The organism is Terriglobia bacterium (assembly GCA_020072565.1).
GTDB lineage: Bacteria > Acidobacteriota > UBA6911 > UBA6911 > UBA6911 > JAFNAG01.
In genome coordinates, this window is record JAIQGI010000042.1 from 43,788 (window position 1) to 62,048 (window position 18,261).

Annotated in this window: 14 protein-coding genes; 10 read left to right on the top strand and 4 right to left on the bottom strand. The window is 59.5% G+C overall.

The features are described 5' to 3' along the window. Window positions 1–322 precede the first annotated feature (322 nt). Window positions 323–1,924, top strand: a complete 1,602-nt coding sequence (locus LAP85_21725) for a sigma-70 family RNA polymerase sigma factor (GenBank protein MBZ5499026.1) — start codon at window positions 323–325, stop codon at window positions 1,922–1,924. A 121-nt stretch (window positions 1,925–2,045) separates the two neighbouring features. Here the strand turns inward: LAP85_21725 and LAP85_21730 are convergent, their stop codons facing one another. Next, window positions 2,046–2,318: an HU family DNA-binding protein gene (locus tag LAP85_21730; protein MBZ5499027.1), complete on the bottom strand. Its 273-nt coding sequence runs from the start codon at window positions 2,316–2,318 to the stop codon at window positions 2,046–2,048. Between the two features lie 316 nt (window positions 2,319–2,634). On the opposite strand from LAP85_21730, the gene LAP85_21735 reads away from it, so the two are divergent. The 6 genes from LAP85_21735 to LAP85_21760 all read left to right on the top strand — a co-directional run bounded on the left by LAP85_21735 (window position 2,635) and on the right by LAP85_21760 (window position 11,288). Continuing rightward, window positions 2,635–4,794, top strand: a complete 2,160-nt coding sequence (locus LAP85_21735) for a glycoside hydrolase (protein MBZ5499028.1) — start codon at window positions 2,635–2,637, stop codon at window positions 4,792–4,794. After that, window positions 4,795–6,474: an alpha-glucan family phosphorylase gene (glgP, locus tag LAP85_21740; GenBank protein ID MBZ5499029.1), complete on the top strand. Its 1,680-nt coding sequence runs from the start codon at window positions 4,795–4,797 to the stop codon at window positions 6,472–6,474. It abuts the gene before it with no gap. A gap of 288 nt (window positions 6,475–6,762) precedes the next feature. Next, complete coding sequence (gene galT / locus LAP85_21745) at window positions 6,763–7,791, top strand: galactose-1-phosphate uridylyltransferase (protein ID MBZ5499030.1); 1,029 nt, start codon at window positions 6,763–6,765, stop codon at window positions 7,789–7,791. Between the two features lie 87 nt (window positions 7,792–7,878). Beyond that, complete coding sequence (gene glgA, locus LAP85_21750; GenBank protein ID MBZ5499031.1) at window positions 7,879–9,378, top strand: glycogen synthase GlgA; 1,500 nt, start codon at window positions 7,879–7,881, stop codon at window positions 9,376–9,378. Between the two features lie 60 nt (window positions 9,379–9,438). Beyond that, on the top strand, window positions 9,439–10,905 hold the full coding sequence (locus LAP85_21755; protein ID MBZ5499032.1) for a hypothetical protein: 1,467 nt from the start codon (window positions 9,439–9,441) through the stop codon (window positions 10,903–10,905). A gap of 5 nt (window positions 10,906–10,910) precedes the next feature. Next, window positions 10,911–11,288, top strand: a complete 378-nt coding sequence (locus LAP85_21760) for a response regulator (GenBank protein MBZ5499033.1) — start codon at window positions 10,911–10,913, stop codon at window positions 11,286–11,288. Window positions 11,289–11,358: 70 nt separating this feature from the next. On the opposite strand, the gene LAP85_21765 is transcribed toward LAP85_21760, so the two are convergent. Continuing rightward, window positions 11,359–12,528 (bottom strand): acyl-CoA dehydrogenase family protein, encoded by a 1,170-nt coding sequence (locus LAP85_21765; protein ID MBZ5499034.1) that lies wholly within the window; start codon window positions 12,526–12,528, stop codon window positions 11,359–11,361. A gap of 256 nt (window positions 12,529–12,784) precedes the next feature. Here LAP85_21765 and LAP85_21770 point away from each other — a divergent pair, with 256 nt between their 5' ends. Further along, entirely contained in the window at window positions 12,785–13,999 is a 1,215-nt protein-coding gene (locus LAP85_21770; protein ID MBZ5499035.1) for a serine hydrolase, read from the top strand. A gap of 108 nt (window positions 14,000–14,107) precedes the next feature. On the opposite strand, the gene LAP85_21775 is transcribed toward LAP85_21770, so the two are convergent. After that, window positions 14,108–14,314, bottom strand: a complete 207-nt coding sequence (locus LAP85_21775) for a hypothetical protein (protein MBZ5499036.1) — start codon at window positions 14,312–14,314, stop codon at window positions 14,108–14,110. Window positions 14,315–14,397: 83 nt separating this feature from the next. On the opposite strand from LAP85_21775, the gene LAP85_21780 reads away from it, so the two are divergent. Together LAP85_21780 and LAP85_21785 are read left to right on the top strand one after the other, a co-directional pair. Then, on the top strand, window positions 14,398–15,438 hold the full coding sequence (locus LAP85_21780; GenBank protein MBZ5499037.1) for a response regulator: 1,041 nt from the start codon (window positions 14,398–14,400) through the stop codon (window positions 15,436–15,438). Then, complete coding sequence (locus tag LAP85_21785) at window positions 15,435–16,775, top strand: glycerate kinase (GenBank protein ID MBZ5499038.1); 1,341 nt, start codon at window positions 15,435–15,437, stop codon at window positions 16,773–16,775. Before LAP85_21780 ends, LAP85_21785 begins: the two co-directional genes overlap by 4 nt. Window positions 16,776–16,903: 128 nt before the next feature. Here the strand turns inward: LAP85_21785 and LAP85_21790 are convergent, their stop codons facing one another. After that, complete coding sequence (locus LAP85_21790) at window positions 16,904–18,004, bottom strand: AI-2E family transporter (GenBank protein ID MBZ5499039.1); 1,101 nt, start codon at window positions 18,002–18,004, stop codon at window positions 16,904–16,906. Between the last annotated feature and the right edge of the window lie 257 nt (window positions 18,005–18,261).

Sequence of the window (18,261 nt, forward strand, 5' to 3'; positions counted from 1 at the left end):
CGTCAATTGCAGGCAAGCCGGCAAAATTGGACAAAAAAGTTCATAAATATTGTGGAACCCATTTCCGAATCCGGCGTATAAACCTATTACCCCTGGTAGGAGTGGGGCATGGCGTTGAAGAATTGTGATTTTATGGGCACAAAAAAACTCCCGCTTTTTGAAACTATTTCCTGCCCCCCGCTATCTATTAGTCGTGATAGTTTTCTCGGGCAGGGAGGGGTACCCGGAACGGGAGCTTCCAGGATGCTCCTAAGTAATTCCAAAGGAAGGTGTTAACACGTTGCCTTACAAGTCTGATTCCAGGGTTGGGGCGTCGACTATTATGATCGAATTAGAAGAAGATGAAGTCACGGAGAGCGCGGATCTCTACGATTCGGGCGATATGGAAGAAGAAGCCGGAACCGACGATGAGTTTTCCGGTGTGACCCGGGCCAACTACGTCGATCGTGTACGTTTCAGCCGCGTGCCCTCGGAGGACCGGCCTGTGGTCAAGGGGGAATCTGCTCCTTCGGCGGATCCGCTCTATATTTACTATCGAAGCATGAGCAAAATTCCTCTGCTTACGCGTGAGGAGGAGGTCTACCTGGCGAAAAAGATCGAGGCGGCCAAGATCAATACGCTTCGACTCCTTTCCCTGACCTCGATCAGCTCGGCCAGATTGATGGAGCTGGGCGCGGAGTTGCAGCCGGCTTCCATGATCCAGAGCGCAGTGGCGCCCAACGGCCCGGAGATCCAACACGAAACTGAGAGCGAGGTGTCGCTGGAGGAGCGCAATCGCGCTCGCGAACAGGAGATCCGCCGCATCATGCAGCGGCTCGAGCGGCTCGAAAAGCGTTATCGCGAGATGAAGCTCAACATGAAGCGCCAAGGAGTCCGCGCCGGCAGCCGCACCAAAGAGCTTGCCAAAATCAGGCATTGCCGCGAGGCGGTTTTTCAGACGCTCTCGAAGATCGAGCTCACCGAAAACCAGATCAATCACCTCGTGGGCGGCTTGCAGGATGTGCTGAACCGGATGGAGTGGAGCGAGAAGGTCAGCGGCATGTCCAGGAGATCGGCAGAAAAGGCCGCGAGCAGCATTCGCGCCGCCCGGGCCCGCCGCAGAGCCCTGGAAACCGAGTATCTGACGGACGCCGGCGAGCTGCGCAAGATCGTCAACCTGATCAACGAAAACAAGGCGGAGATGGCCCGGGCCAAGGACGAGTTTGTCCGCGCCAATCTGAGGCTGGTGCTCAGCATCGCGAAGAACTATTCGTATCCGGGCCTCGATCTGCTTGACCTGGTCCAGGAAGGAAACATCGGGCTGATGAAGGCCGTCGACAAGTTCAACTATCGCCTGGGCCACAAGTTTTCCACCTATGCGACCTGGTGGATTCGTCAGAGTATCACCCGTGCGATCGCGGATCAGGGACGGACCATCCGGATCCCGGTCCATATGGTCGAGGCCATGAACCGGGTGCTGAAGACTTCGAATGAGTTGTCGAAGCGCATGGGACGCGAACCCAGCGTGCACGAGCTGGCGAAGGAGCTGAAGACCCCGGTGTCCAAGGTCACCCAGATTCTCAAGGCAGCTCAGGAACCCATCTCGCTGGAGTCCACGATCTCCGACAACAAGGATGCGGTACTGAACAAGTTCATCGAAGACAAGACCGCAATTTCCCCGGACGACGACGTCATGAGGCACAGCCTGCGCGAGGTAACGGACGCGGCGCTTCAGACCCTGTCTGCCCGCGAGCAGGAGATCGTACGCATGCGGTACGGCCTGAACGAAACGGGGAAGGAGTACACGTTGCAGGAGGTGGGTGAGATGTTCCAGGTCACGCGCGAGCGGATCCGCCAGATCGAGGAGAAAGCGCTTTTGAAGCTGCGCAGCCCCTATCGCTCCTGCAAGCTCCGCGAATTTGCAGACTTCGTAAGCAAGAACTAGAAGGTGGTCTCCAACAGGCAGTTGGCGGCAGGCAGCGGCTCCGAGTGCCACTGCCTGCCGCTTTTTTTGTGCCGCGGTCCGGCCGGCAGGCCGATCTTGCGATGCTGCCGGCTGCGCACGGCTATTTTACAGCGCCTTTCAGCTCTTTCCCCGGAGTGAATTTGGGAACCTTGCGCGCCGCGATCTTGATCGGTGCGCCGGTCTGGGGATTTCGTCCTTTGCGCGCCTTTCTCTTAGCGACGGAGAAGGTGCCGAAACCGACGATTGTGACTTTCTGACCCTTTTTCATGGAGGACTTGATGCCTCCAATCAGAGAGTTGAATACCGCTTCAGCCTGACGCTTGGTAATTCCCGCGTCCTTGGCAATCTTCCCTACCAGGTCTCCTTTGTTCAAAGAGTTTTCCTCCTTTGTTGGGATCACTGCTGTTGGATCGAATATGCAATGACGATTAGCATTGCCTCGCGGAGCCAGTCAAGCGAAATCCGCGCCAGTCGCACGATCCCGGCCCCCCAACCCGGCGACCAAGGACAAAGCCAGGCATTCGTCATCAGGGGATCCGCGAACCCTGCACTGCAAATAATATTGAAAAGCAAAAGATTGACGCATAGGCCGTGGAGGGCAGCAGAGAGTGCGGTGCATTTCAGGCGTCGTCCCCCTTGTATTTACGCCGTGGGAGCGGTTAGAGTTATTCGCCCTCACAGGAGAAACAATGGCGAAGAAGCCGCTGTGTATCGCTTTTCTCTGGCACATGCACCAGCCGGATTACGGCAATGAGGAGACCGGCGAGATCTATCTGCCCTGGACGAGGTTCCACGCCGTCAAGGATTACTACGACATGGGCGCTCTGGCGGCCCAGGTTCCGGGCATACACATCACCATTAATGTCGTGCCCTCCATGATGGATCAGCTCGAAGCCTACGCTCAGGGCTCAGCGCGGGAAACCTATGCAGCGCTCACGCTCCGCAAGGCCACGGAGCTCGATGAGCGAGAAAAGTCCTTTCTGCTCCGGAGTTTCTTTCAGCTCCCCTGGAAGCAGATGATTCTCCCCTATCCGCGCTACAAGGAGCTCCTCGATCGGCGCGGCTCGCCTGACGCCCAGGGCGAATACAGTGCCGCTCTGAAGCGCTACTCGAGCCAGGATTACCGCGATTTGCAGGTCTGGTTCAACCTCAGCTGGTGCGGCAATGAGTTGAGGCGCGATCCCGCAATCGCTGCGATGCTCCACAAGGGAAGGGACTTCACGGAGGAGGAGAAGGTGCACTTGCTGGACCTTCAGGCCGCCTTCATCGGCCGGATTCTTCCCCTCTATCGGAAGCTCCTTGAAGAGCACGGCGTGGAGATCTCCGTGTCTCCCTATTATCACCCGATTCTGCCGCTGCTGTTCGACAGCCGTTCGGCGCGCGAGGCCACACCCGACATCACACTGCCGGCCAACCAGTTCTCCTGCCCGGCGGATGCGCGCGAGCACGTGGCGCGCGCGCAGGGTCGTTTCCGGGAGGTTTTTGGGCAGGCGCCCCGGGGCATGTGGCCGTCCGAGGGATCCATCAGCGACGCAGCATCCGCGTTAGCTCAGGAAGCAGGGCTGCGCTGGCTGGCATCCGACGAAGGCGTGCTGCTGAATTCATTGAGGAAGTCGGGACACGGCGGCGGAGCGCTCACGCCGGAACAAAGGTGTTGTGTCTGGAGCCGCGCCGGGGGGCCGGCCCTCTTCTTCCGCGATCACGCCCTTTCGGACCTGATCGGATTCACCTACGGGCGCTGGAACACCGACGAGGCCGTCGGCGACTTCCTGCAGCGGCTGCGCTTGATCCACGACGCACTGCCGGATGATGGGCGCCATTACGTGGTGCCGGTGATCCTCGACGGAGAGAATGCGTGGGAGCATTACCCCCGAAATGGGGCGGAGTTCCTCGCGCTGCTCTACCGCAGGATGATGGAAGCCGACTTTCTGCGCACGGTGACCTTCTCCGAGTTTCTCGACCTGGAGGCACACCGGGAGCCGCTCGATACCATTGCCGCCGGCAGCTGGATTTACAGCTGCCTTACCACCTGGATCGGCCATCCGGAGAAGAACGCGGCGTGGGATGCCCTCACGGCTGCCCGCCAGGCGTTCGCGCGCCTTGAGCGCGAAATCACGGACACGCGGCAACGGGACAGGGCCCTCCAGGAAGTGATGATTGCCGAAGGGAGCGACTGGTTCTGGTGGTACGGCGACGACCACCAGACGGAGAACGCCGTCGAGTTCGACACCCTCTTCCGCAGCCATCTCAAAAACATCTATCGGCTGCTCGGTCAAGCCTGTCCCGCAGGGCTGGATGTTCCCATCAAGAAGGCGGATGTCCGGACGCAGTACCGGAATCCCGTTCACACCATGACGCCCCAATTGGATGGCAAGGTGACCGACTACTTCGAATGGCTGGCGGCCGGTTTTGCCACTCCTGCCGGCGGCGGAGCGATGCACCAGGTAGTGCGCCATCTGGAAAAGGTCTATTTCGGCTTCGACGCCGCTCGATTCTACATGCGCCTGGACTTCACAGGCGGGCTGCAAAAACTGCCGCCCCAGGTGTCGGTGCGACTGCACTTCATGGCGCCTAAGGAATGCCGGATGGTGGTGGATCGGTCCGCCGAGCGCTGGGACTGCAGCGAGTTCAGGTCTCCCGTCGCGGATCAGGCACCCACGGTGGCCGGCGCCAAAATTCTGGAGATCGGCATCCCGCTCAAGGCTCTCGGCGTCGCGGAGCCGGATGAAATCCGGTTCTTCATCGCGCTTTTCGAAAAGGACCGGGAGCTGGAGAGGTTTCCGTCCACGGGCCTCCTGGTCGTGCCGGTCGATCCCTGGCGCCTGGATGAACAGGAGTGGATAGTATAGATGGGCAAGGTCAGTCTTCCGCCGGATGAAATCATCTCGCTGATCACAAGGCTCAAACGTCTGGCGGGCAACCTCTGGTGGACGTGGAACCAGGATTGCCAGGATATTTTCCACGGTCTCTCACCGCGCGGGTGGCAGAACCTCTATCACAATGCGGTCGCGGTCCTTCACGAGGTATCGGATTATGAACTGGGAGTGCGCCTGCAGGATCCAAGGTTCGCTGCCCAGGTGCGCGGGGCGCTCAAATCCTTCGAGGCTTACTTGAACGACACCAACACGTGGGGTTTGCGGCACGCGCCCGCATTGCAGAAGCATCCGGTGGCGTATTTCACGGCCGAGTTCGGCTTTCACGAGACTCTGCCCATTGCCGCGGGCGGCCTGGGCATCCTGGCCGGGGACCACGCCCGCTCGGCCAGTGACCTCGGAATCGGCTTTGTGGGTGTCAGCCTGTACTATCGCGAGGGCTATTTCCAGCAGGCGATCAACCACGATAACTGGCAAACCGAGTACTATACTCTGCTGAATCCCAAGATCCTGCCGGTCGAGCCGGTCCTGAAAGCCGACGGCACCCCGCTTACCTGCTATGCGGACATCGACCTCAGCCGCGTCTGCTTCCAGGCCTGGCGTGTCAATGTCGGCCGTTGCCAGGTCTACCTGCTGGACTGCGATCGCCCTGAAAACGAGCAGCGCTACCGCGACCTGACGCTTCACGTGTACGGAGGCGACAACACGACCCGCATCATGCAGGAGCTGCTTCTCGGCATCGGCGGCGTGCGCCTCCTGCGCGCTCTCGGCGTCCAGCCGTTGGTGTATCACATCAACGAGGGGCACGTGGCCTTCCTGGCCGCCGAGCTGATGAGAGAGAAGATCGCCCAAGGTGCTTCCTTCGCCCAGGCCCTGGAGGCGACCAGGACTGAATGCCACTTCACCACTCACACACCGGTGGCGGCCGGACACGACCGTTTTTCGCCGGAACTGGTGCGTTATGCGTTCCACCGAATCCTGCCTCAAATGACCTCGTCCCCGGCGGAATTCCTGGCCCTGGGCCGGATTCATCCGGGGGATGCGAACGAGACCTTTTGCATGACCGTCCTGGCCCTGAGGGCTTCCCGCACCGCAAACGCGGTCAGCGAACTCCACGGGCAGGTGAGCAGAAAGATGTGGCACTCGCTCTATCCCGACCGCACCGTGGACGAAGTGCCGATCGGCCACATCACAAACGGCATCCACTTGCTGGGCTGGATGAAGGGGCCGGTGCGCAGCTTCTGGAAGCGCAAGCTCGGCGCGCGCTGGGCCCGTGAGATTCACACCCAGGCGTTCTGGGAGAAAATGCTCGATCCGGAGTTTGTGTCCGACGAAGAGCTTTGGTCGCTCCGCTACATGCTGCGCCGGGCTCTGATCGAGTACGCGCGGCGCCGCTCTCCGCACATGGGAGCGCACCGGTCGCAACCCGAGTTTATCCACCTCGATCCGCTGTTGAATCCCGACGCCCTGACGATCGGCTTCGCGAGGCGTTTCGCGACCTATAAACGCGCCCCGCTGGTTTTTCAGAAATTCGAGGACATCGCAAGAATGGCCACCGATCGCGAACGTCCCATCCAGTTCATCTTCGCCGGCAAGGCGCACCTGATGGATCACGAGGGCAAGCGCTACATCCAGCACATCCTTCCGCAACCATAATGCCTCGCAGCGGGCAATTCGACGGGGATCTTCACCATCACGGTGCGACCCGGACACTGCGGGCAAAAAGCAGCAGCGTTTGGGTTTTTTGGATGCGGCCATGCCGCGCCGTGTCGTTCGCCGCTGGCTTTTTCCCTGCTGTCTGTGTCGCAGCAGCGTTGAATTGGGGGGAAAGGAGTGTTAGGATTTCAGTTTAATGTTGACCTTGAGATTGATCACTGTGATTCGGCATCGCTGCTTTCCAGCAGAAATGCACAAACCTGAAACCTACCGATAAGCTTCCACTATATGCCTGAACTACGACACGATCCGATACAGAAACGGTGGGTCATCATCGCCTCCGAACGCGGCCGCCGACCCGACGATTTCCCGCGGCCGGAATTGGGCACAGCGGGCGGATTTTGTCCCTTCTGCGCGGGCAACGAGAGCAAGACGCCTCCGGAGATCGCAGCGATACGCTACGACGGACGGGGGCCGAATTCCCCAGGCTGGCAGGTGCGCGTAGTCCCCAACAAGTTTCCCGCGCTGCGCATCGAAGGCGAGCTGGATCGCAAAGGCATCGGCATCCACGACCGGATGAACGGGGTGGGCGCGCACGAAGTCATCATCGAGACTCCACGCCACGACCTGAGCCTGGCTGACATGCCGGTCGAGGATCTCAAGAAAGTGATCTGGATGTATCGCGAGCGTCTGATCGATTTGCTGCGTGATTTCCGCTTCAAGTACATCCTGATTTTCAAGAATTACGGGGCGGCCGCAGGAGCTTCCCTCCCGCACCCGCACACCCAGATCATTGCCACTCCCGTTACGCCTCTCACTATAGCGCAGGAGTTGTCCTCGGCAAGAGACCACTACCGTTATAAGGAGCGTTGCATCTTCTGCGATGTCATCGAGCAGGAGGTGGAGTCCGGGGAGCGCATCGTCATATCGAACGATCGTTTCGTCGCCCTCGCGCCCTACGCCTCGCGCTTCCCCTTCGAGCTTTTCTTGGCGCCACGGTACCACTACCACAGCTTTGCCGAAATCAGCGACGGCATGATCCATGACTTGGCGCTTGCGCTCAAGGAAGTGCTGTCGAGAATCAAGAAATGCCTGAACGACCCACCCTACAATTTTTTGATACATACCATTCCCAACGTGAGGGTGATGCCCAAGCGTACCGCTTATTGGGACACCATCGCGGTCGACTACCACTGGCACATCGAAATCATGCCTCGCCTTACCCGCATCGCCGGTTTTGAGTGGGGTACCGGTTTCTACATCAACCCCACGGCGCCGGAAGAAGCGGCCAAATACCTCCGGGAAGTAGAGCTATAATTAGTCACATGAGAAGCTCTTTGCGGGAGCTCCGGGAGCAGGCGGCAAAAAAACCGATTCCAGGTTCGCATGTACCCGAGGGGTGGCATGGCAAAACAGGATCGCAGGCACATTGTAACCTTCTCTGCTGAAGCTGCGCCTTACATCAAGGTGGGAGGGCTGGCAGATGTGGTCGGCGCTCTGCCAAAAATGCTCGAGAAACTAGGCGCGCAGGTTACCGTAGTCCTGCCCGCGTATCAGGTAATTGCCCGCGAGCAGTTCGGCATCCATCCCAGCGCCACCGTCCCCCCGTTCGACATCCTCGTGGGATCAGACGCCGTGCGCGTCGAGGTTGCCCAAACAGCCATGCCCGGAACAGGTGTGGAAGTGTTCTTTCTGGGCGGAGGAGGATATTTTTCGCGCGCAGGCGTTTATGACGACCCGGTGACCAAGGAAGGATATCCGGACAACATGCAGCGCCTTGCTTTCTACGCCAAGGCGGGCCTCGAACTGCTGCTCAGACTGGGACAGCCCGTGGACGTGGTCCATTGTCACGATTCGCAGACCGCGCTCATTCCAGGGTTGCTACGCACAGTGCATCTGAATGACCCTTTTTATCGCCAGACGGGGTGCCTCTTCACGATTCACAATCTGGCTTACCAGGGCCTGTACCCCAAAGAAGCCCTGCGCTGGGCAAGGATCGATCCCAGGCATTTTTCCACTCCTTCCCCTTTCGAGTTCTGGGGCAAGGTGAACTTCATGAAGATTGGCATCGAGACCGCCGACCTTGTGAATACCGTGAGTGAGACCTATGCGAAGGAGATCCAGTCCGGTCCCGAATACGGTTCTGGCTTGGAAGGGGTCCTGAAAATGAGGGCGAAGGATCTGTACGGAATCGTCAACGGCATCGATTATGACGAGTGGAACCCGGAGACTGACCCGCTGATCGCGGCGCGTTATTCCACTCAGGATCTCTCGGGCAAAGCCAGGTGCAAGGCCGCCCTGTTGCAGGCCATGAGGCTCCCTCAGCAAAAGGGGAGAGTTCCCCTGATCGGGATCATCTCGCGGCTGGCCGACCAGAAAGGCTTTGATCTGATCGGGGATGCCATCGAAGAAATCGCGGCTGCGGACCTGCAGATGGTCGTACTCGGAACCGGCCAGATCAAATACCATGAGCTGTTCGAGAACATCTCCTCCCGCTATCCGCGAAAAATCGCAGTCAAACTCGGGTTCGACAACCAGTTGGCCCATCAGATCGAGGCGGGCGCCGACATGTTCCTGATGCCTTCCAAGTACGAGCCCTGCGGGCTGAACCAGCTTTACAGCTTGCGTTACGGGACGGTCCCGATCGTGAGGTCTACCGGCGGGCTTGCCGACACGATCACGGATTACAATCTCCAGAGTGACAGCGGGACCGGGTTTGTTTTCAGGGATTACACCGCAGCGGAGATGATGACCACGATCGAGCGCGCACTCGTCGTCTTTGCAGATTCGGAGCGCTGGCGCCGACTCGTGGTGCGTGACATGCTGCAGCGCTGGTCCTGGGAGGAATCGGCGCGCAAGTACATGCAACTGTATGAGAAGATTTATCGGAGAAGACACGCCTGAAGATCGGGTGTGGATTTGTGTGGGAAACGCGGATCTTGATCCGCTTCCAGATTTTGGACTATGAGTGTGCAAGATCTTTCCCAGTCTGCTTTCGCAGCCGCCTCCCTGGAAGGTCGCCTCGCCGAGCTGACCATCCTCTACCACGTCAGCCACGCGCTCCAGAAAACGGTGGATGAAGAGAAGGCGCTGTACATCATCCTCGTCGGGGTCACGGCTGGAAGGGGCCTGGGCTTCAATCGCGCTTTCGTGTTGCTGCTGGATGAGGAGGCGAAGACGCTGCGCGGCCGGCTCGCCATCGGTCCCGAGACGCCGGAGGAAGCATTCGGAATCTGGCAGGATCTGCAGGAAAAACACGAATCCCTGGGCGACCTTCTGGACTCCATCCTCACCACAGAAATCAAGAAGGACAGGTGGGTTAACGAACTTGTTTCCCGCATACTGATCCCCCTGGGCGACGGCACGAGCCCGCTGGTCCGGATCCTGAAGTCTCACGAGTCCGCCCGTGCTGTCAAAGGCGTGTTCATGCCGCACGGCCTTCCCGTCGACGAGGAGTTGATCCGGCTGTTTGGCACGGATGAGTTCGCTGTAGCCCCACTTTTCCTTGCGGAAAAAGATCTGGGGCTCTTGATCGCCGATAACGCCATCGCACGTGTTCCGATCGACATCGCCACCCTCAGGCTCCTGGAAATATTCGCCCAGGAAGCGAGCGCAGCCATCCAGAATACCCGGCTCTACCAGCGCTTGATGGGTCAGATCAAAATCTCCGAGGGCCAAAACGTAACCTTGCGCGAAAGCCAGCAGCAGCTTCTGAAGGTGGAGAGGCTTTCGACCATGGGCAGGCTGGCTACCTTGCTGGCATTCAGAATCCGGGCTCCTCTGGCATCCATCGGAGGCTTTGCCAGAAGGCTGCTGCGCACGATGCCGCACCAGGATCCCCGAAGAGAAGAAATGGAGTTCATCGTATCGGACGTCTCCCGTCTGGAGAGGTTGGTCGAGGAGGTGCTCGCTTACCGCAGGATCTCCAATCCGGAGTTCAAGCCGACAGACGTCAACGCATTGGTGCAAAGCGTTCTCATCACGATGCAGGATGAGACCCAGCGAGGTTCCGTGCACACGATGCTGCGGTTCAAACCCGATCTCCCGATCGCACGGATCGACGAACTCCAGGTGCGGCAAGCCCTGATGAACCTCGTATCCAACGCCCTCGAAGCCATGCCTGCCGGCGGGACCGTTACCGTCACGACCTCCGCCGACACCGAGTTTCTGGAGATCGAGGTCCGCGACACCGGGATCGGCATCCCGAAGCAGAACTGGAACAAGCTGTACAAGCCGTTCTTCACGACCAAGACCACGGGTACAGGGCTGGGGCTTGCCATCGTGGGTCAGGTCGTGGAAAACCACCACGGATCTCTCCGCTTCAAGAGCGCGCCCGGAGAGGGAACTGCCTTCACCATGCGGCTGGCCATCAATCCCGAGGGCGAGCTCGCAGCGCCGGTTCGCGCAGCCGCGGCGCAATTTGAGGAGTAGAAGCAATGAACACCATCCTGATTGTCGAGGATGACAGGAACCTGCTCAGGCTGTACCAGGCCGAGATGGAAACCGAAGGCTATCGCGTACTGCTGGCCAAAAACGGCAACGAAGCGACGGAATGTGTGGCAAGAGAGACCCCGGATTTGATCATTATGGATATCCGGATGCCCGATAAGGATGGGCTCGACGCCATGGCCGAAATCCTCCGCAATCATGGGAAGATTCCCATCATACTCAATAGTGCCTACTCCTCCTACCAGGACGATTTCCTCACCTGGGCCGCCGACGCTTATGTCATCAAGTCTGCCGACCTGGAGCCTCTCAAGATCAAGATCCGTGAGATCCTCAGCCTGCGCGAGGATCCGCTGTCCCGCAGATGAGTGATGAGCCCTTGGTGACGAGCAAGCAACTGACCAATCACTCATGACTCATCACTCTATTTGGGATTTTTCAGGTGAAAGCCTCCAACCCCGTAATCGCCTGGCCGAGAATCAGGGTGTGAATGTCATGGGTGCCCTCGTAAGTCTTGAGCGTTTCGAGATTGCACATATGGCGGATCACGGGAAACTCCAGACTGATGCCGTTGGCGCCGAGTATGTCGCGAGCCAGGCGCGCGCTTTCGAGCGCAATGGCGACGTTGTTGCGCTTGGCAAGCGAGGTCTGAGCGAAATGGAGCTTGCCGGCTTCCTTCAACCGCCCGAGCTGGAGCGCGAGCAGTTGCCCCTTGGTTATCTCGGTGAGCATGTAGGCCAGCTTTTCCTGCACCAATTGAAAGCCCGCGATCGGGCGGCTGAACTGCACTCTCGTTTTGGCGTATTCCAGAGCCGTGTGGTAGCAGGCGGCGGCCGCCCCGAGCGCGCCCCAGGCGATCCCATATCGAGCCTGATTCAGGCACATCAAGGCTGATTTGAGTCCTTGCGCGCCCGGCAGCAGGTTCTCGGCCGGGATGGAACAATCCTCGAGGATCAGCTGCGAGGTGACGGATGCCCTCAGTGACAGCTTGTGTTTGATCTCCGGAGCGGCAAACCCCTTCGTGTCTTTCTCGACCAGAAATGCGCGCACCTCGTCGTGCAGCCTCGCCCATACGACCGCGACATCGGCGATGGTACCGTTGGTTATCCAGGACTTGGTGCCGTTCAGCACCCAGCGATCACCGTCCTTCACCGCACGTGTGATCATCCCCGCGGGATCCGACCCATGGTCCGGTTCTGTTAATCCGAAGCAACCGATCGCCTCGCCCCGTGCCAGCTTCGGCAGCCAGTGCCGCCGCTGCACTTCCGATCCGAAGGTGTAGATCGGGTACATGACCAGCGCCCCTTGGACGGAGGCAAAGCTGCGCAGCGCGCTGTCGCCGCGCTCAAGCTCCTGCATCATCAGGCCGTAAGCGACATCCTTCATGCCGGCGCAACCATACTCCTCCGGAAGGTTCGCGCCCAACAGGCCCACTTCAGCCATCTCCGGGACCAGGTGCATAGGAAAAGTCGCACTCTCGAAATGGTGATCGATGATCGGCAAAATCTTGTCGTTGACGAAGGAGCGCACGGTTTCACGCACCATTTTTTCGTCTTGCGAAAGAAGATCATCCGCCTGGTAGAAATCCACGCCGCGAAACTCGTTCATAAACACCCCCGCAACGATTGTATCATCGGAAGTTAAAGCTGGAGCAGCCACCAAGAACACGAACAGAGTGCAACCTCAACGCGGAGGACGCAGAAAAAAACTTCGGAGTCCCATGAACTGCATCGGTGTGCATCTGGCGGCATCCTCGGACAGCTCTTCCCGGTGTCCTCTGCGTTGAGATTTTTTTCTTCACGTTATTCGTGCCCTTTGTGCCCGCTTTTGCTTATTATAATTACTCCTCCGCAAAGGAGACGAAGTGGGCAACCGAACCATTTTGGCATGTCTGTTTGTCTTCTGCCTGGCATTCCCGGGCGCATCTCAGGAAAACCGCGGGCTTCCGCAGGCCGTTCCCGAAGCGATAGGATTGCGCCCGGCGCAGTTGTCCCACATCGACGATGCGGTCGCGGCCGCAATCCAGGCGCGCGAGACCCCCGGTGCTGTCGTGCTGGTCGCACGCCACGGAAAGATCGGCTACTGGAAGGCCTTCGCCTTCCGGGCGCTCCAGCCGCAAACTGAAGCGATGACCACGGACACCATCTTCGATATGGCCTCGCTCACCAAGGTGCTGGCCACGACTCCCGCCATCATGCTTCTGGCCCAGAACGGGCGTCTGCGCATCGGCGACAAGGTGAAACGTTACCTGCCGTTGTTCACCGGAGGAGGCAAGGACGATATCACCGTGCGGCAGCTGCTGACCCATTGCTCCGGCCTGCCTGCAGACTTCGATCTTTCCAGGCCCTGGGAAGGGCGTGAAGCGGCTCTCGAGGAACTCTGGCGCCTGCCGGTACAGACGCAGCCGGGAAAGGAATTCCTTTACAGCGACCTCAATTTCATCGCCCTGGGCGAAATCGTCAGGGCGGTCAGCGGCGAGAGCCTGGATGTGTTCACCCAACAGGAAGTCTATCAGCCGCTTGGCATGAGCGAGACTGGGTTCAAGCCCCCGGAATCCTGGCTCGAGCGGATCGCGCCGACCGAGTCCCGCGAGCGCTCATTGCAGTACCTGAAAGGAATTGCGCCCGCATCGGCACCGGGGATGCTTCGTGGCGAGGTCCATGACCCGACGGCATGGCGCATGGGTGGCGTGGCAGGGCATGCAGGTTTATTTTCCAGCGCCCGGGATGTGGCGATCTACGCACAGATGCTCCTGGATCACGGCAACTTGCGGGGCAGTCCCTTGCTGTCGGCTTCGACCGTTCAGGCCATGACCAGCCCACAGTCACCCGGTGGACTGCCGGTGCGCGGCTACGGTTGGGACATCGATACGGCCTATTCTGCACCGCGCGGCGATCTGTGGGCCGGCGGCTACGGACACACGGGATTCACGGGGACGTCGCTGTGGATTCATCCACCCACGGAGACGTTCATTATCATCTTGACCAATCGCCTGCACCCGGACGGCAAGGGTGATGTAACGCACCTGAGAGGCGTGATCGCCAACATCGTGGCCGCTGCCATTGCGGATCGGGACTGAGCTGCTCCCGAAATGCAAAAGCCCGATGCCACCGGCGCAGAGCGGTGATTTTGCCACAGTATCTCCGCGGCCACTGCGCCCTCGGCATTGAGATTCAACGGATCTTCTTTACTTGGGATCCTTCTTTTCGAAAGAATAGCAGGCGCGCCGGTACTTGACGAAAGCGTGGGAGTGATACGGGCAGGTGCCCCAGTTACTGGGCGAGGGGATGAATTGCTCTTCGGAAACGAAAAGGCGGCAATCGCCGCACTCGAGCTGTTTGTCTTCAACCTTGTAATCGCAAGCTTCTCTGAATGTTGTAAACTGCTGTGGCATGCTTCTCCTTGTGGCAAGTGGGAATCATGATCCTATGAAGTCCCTATGCTGTCAACCCATCGTTTCATCCCGGCGGCCGAAATATGTCCAATAATAAAGCACAAGTCCTCGTCATTGATGATGAACCAGACATCCGGGAAATCCTCCGGACCATCCTGGAAGACGCTGGCTTCAAATGCACGGTCGTAGCGAGCGTCGATGAGGCGCTGGCAGAACTCTCGGCACAGGAATTCGATCTGGCGTTCACCGACATTCGCATGCCGGGCCGTCCGGTGAGCGACTTGCTTCAGGAGTTCAAGCGCTCCCATCCCCTGACGGTGGTTATCATGATTACAGGGCTGAACACCGCGGAAACCGCGATGGAAACCATCAGGATGGGCGCGTTCGACTATATCGTCAAACCATTCAACCTGAGCGAGGTCCTGGTCGCCGCGGATCGGGCCATGGAGAAAAGGCGCCTGGATCAGGCCAACCGCGAGTTTCAAAAATATCTCGAGGAGATGGCAGAGGATCGGGCCGCACAGACCAGCCGCCTGTTTTATTCCATAACTCAGATTCTGATTCGTCTGCTCGAGTTGCGCACTCCTCTCGACGTGGGGCACTCCGTCAACGTCGCCGAGATCGCGCGCCACGTCGCGCTCGAATTGAAGATGACCAAGGACGGCATCCGCAAGGTTTATCTGGCTGCGCTCCTTCACGACGTGGGCATGATCACCATCGAAGACCTCCTGCTGCAAAAGCGGGGCTCCCTGACGACCGAGGAGTACCGTCAGATCCAGGAGCACTCGGCCGTGGCGGAGAACGTCCTGAAACCCATCCTCGACGACGGAGAAGTACTCAAATACATCCGGCATCATCACGAGAGATACGACGGCGCGGGTTATCCGGACGGCCTCAAGGGCAACATCATCCCTCTCGGGGCTCGGATTATCGCCGTGGCGGAAGCTTTTGACGCCATGACCCGGAGCCGCCCCTATCGCAAGGCCCTCGCGCCGAAACTGGCGCTCGCGGAGCTGCTGCGTTGCGCCGACAGCCAGTTCGATCCCCAAGTGGTCGCCGTTTTTTCCCGGATCTTCGAGCACATCGCGCCCAATCTTCAGCCGTCTGTCCCGAGCCAGCCATGAGCGGGCAGCATCAGCTTCGCTCCGATGCCGCCTGCATCTGGACTGCAGCCCTGCGCGCAGTGGACCCGGCGGCGGCGGTGCGCAGATTCGTGAGCAGGACCGGCAGTGAGCTTGCCGTGGGCGAACGGCGCTTCGATCTGGACAAGGTAAAGCACGTATGGGTGCTGGGTGCGGGGAAGGCGGCGGCGCCGATGGCCCAGGCCCTGGAGAAGATCCTGGCAGGCCGCTTGACGGGGGGAGTGCTCGTCACGCGCTATGGCCACAGCCTTCCGTTGAAGAAGCTGGAGTTGATGGAAGCAGGCCACCCGCTCCCCGACGCGAACAGCGTCGCTGCGGGCGCACGCATCGCCCACATGGCCGAGAGCCAGATCACGCCCCGGGACCTTGTGTTCTGTCTCCTGTCCGGGGGCGGCTCGGCATTGCTCGCCGCTCCTGCCCCAGGCATCACATGGGAAGAAAAACTCCTCTGCACCCGCCTGCTCCTGAACAGCGGTGCCACTATTCGGGAGACCAACGCCATCCGCAAGCACATCTCGAGCCTGAAGGGAGGCGGGTTGGCCCGCCTCCTCGCTTCCGTTCCCGTCATATCACTGATCCTGTCCGACGTAGTCGGTGACGAGTTGGACTCCATCGCTTCCGGCCCCCTGGTTCCCGACACGACGACCTTCCTTCAGTGCGAGGAGATACTGCGCAAGCTGCAGATCGAGGACCTGGTTCCCCCCGCGGTAAGGAAACGCCTGAAGGCGGGCGCAGGCGGGCGAATCCCCGAGAACCCCAGGCCGGGCGATCCGATCTTTCGGAGAAAGATTCATCTCATCGTGGGAAGCAACGCGCAGGCCTGCGGCGCGGCTGCCCGCACTGCGCGACGCCTCGGGTATCATGCCCTGGTGCTCACCTCCCGCCTCGAAGGCGACACCGGTGAAGCTGCGCGTTTCCATCTGAGCATTCTCAGGGAAATCGTGGCCGAGGGGAGGCCGTTGCGGCGGCCGGCTTGCCTCATCAGCGGCGGCGAAACCACGGTCCGGGTGCTCGGAAAAGGCAGCGGCGGCCGCAATCAGGAATTCTCGCTCCATTGCGTGCGCGGGCTCGCACACCTCCCCGCCCCCTGTGTGGCAGCCTCCCTGGCCACGGACGGCACGGATGGCCCCACCGATGCCGCCGGCGCTCTCGTCGACAACACGGCCCTGGCGCGTTCGCTCCGATTCGGCGCTGCCTTTTTCGCCGATTGTCTGAATGACAACAACTCCTACGAGTTTTTCAGGCGCCTGGGTGATTTGATCGTAACCGGCCCCACGCGGACCAATGTCATGGATCTCCATATGCTGTTGGTTGGATGACAGACGACGAGGATTCAGAAGTGGGGAGAAAAACCTGCATATGGCACGGCGTCCCCAACCGACATGCGGGACCACCCCAGTTCACGCCGTCAGCGCACCATGGAGATATCGACGCACGAGACCTGACCTTATTCTGACTCCTGACTCCTGACTCCCGACACCTTCTGCTGGAGCGCGCCGCGGAACTCGACTCGGTAGAAATTGAGGAAGGAAATAAACAGGGCCACCAGGAGAGGTCCGAGCAGGATGCCGAGAAATCCGAATGCCTGCAGACCGCCGAGCACACTGAAGAACACCAGGAGGGGATGCATGTCGGTCCTGCCCTGAATAATCATCGGCTTGAGCACGTTGTCGATGGAGCTCACCACCAGCCCTCCGACTGCCAGCAGGACGATTCCGCGCGTCGTCTGGCCTGCCAGCATGAGATAAGCGGCCCAGGGAATCCAGACCAGAGCCGACCCCACGATGGGAACCAGCGATGTCAGCGAGACGACCGCTCCCCAAAAAAGCGGAGCCGGGAGGCCTAACACCAGGAACAGCAGACTCGCCGCCCCCCCGTGGACTGCCGCGGTCAGCAGCGAACCGAAAAAGGTCGCATAGCTGACATCCTGAAATTTCTTGATGAGCTCCGATTCGTAGGCGTCGGGAAGCGGACTCGAGGTCCTGATTATTTCCATCAGCATCGGGCCATCCCGCAGCAGGAAGAACATGGTGATAAAAATCAGAAAGAAGTCGAGCACCATCTTGCCCACGTCTCTGAGGAACGACGGACCTTTGTCCAGGAGGAATCTGCTGATGCTGCTGGCCGCCTCACGCAGAAACTGCTGCAGGTCAAATTCCTTGGCGCCTAGCCACCTCTGTGCCAGAAGCGTAACGCGCTGAACCGCGGGTCTGGACTGAAGCTCGTGCAGTTTTGCCGTGACATTGCTCAGAGAGCCCGCATTTTCCTGGATGCTCTGGTAAAGAGCGATCGATTGCTGAGTGACCAGAACTCCAAGAACGGTGACCGGCAGCACGATGAGAAGCAGGATCAGCAGACAAGTGATGAAGGCGGCGGCTGCGCGTCGCCCGCGCAGGCGGGCGCAAACACGATCAAACACGGGGAAGAAGATGACCGCCAGGACAATGGCCCATATCAGGACGGAGAGGAAAGGGGCAAAAACACGGTATAGAAAGTAGATGATGCCGGCGAAGCACGCGATGAAAAACACGGTTGCGAGTCGGGACAAACCCGCTGCAGGTGAACCATTTGTCATGGTCAGGTACCTTGCCCCTCGGCGCCGGCCCATACGTCCGGTCGGCTCCATCCACGGCTCGGATTATAGCCAAGTAGGGTTGGAAAAAAGAAAAAATCTCAACGCAGTCTCCCATGCACCGGGGGTGCACCCAGGTGCATGAAAATGTTATTGTGCCCCGTAAGGCTTGCGATGGACGAAGGTCGTATTCTCTGTGATGCTTTCGAGCTCGAAACGCAGTCTGACCTGGT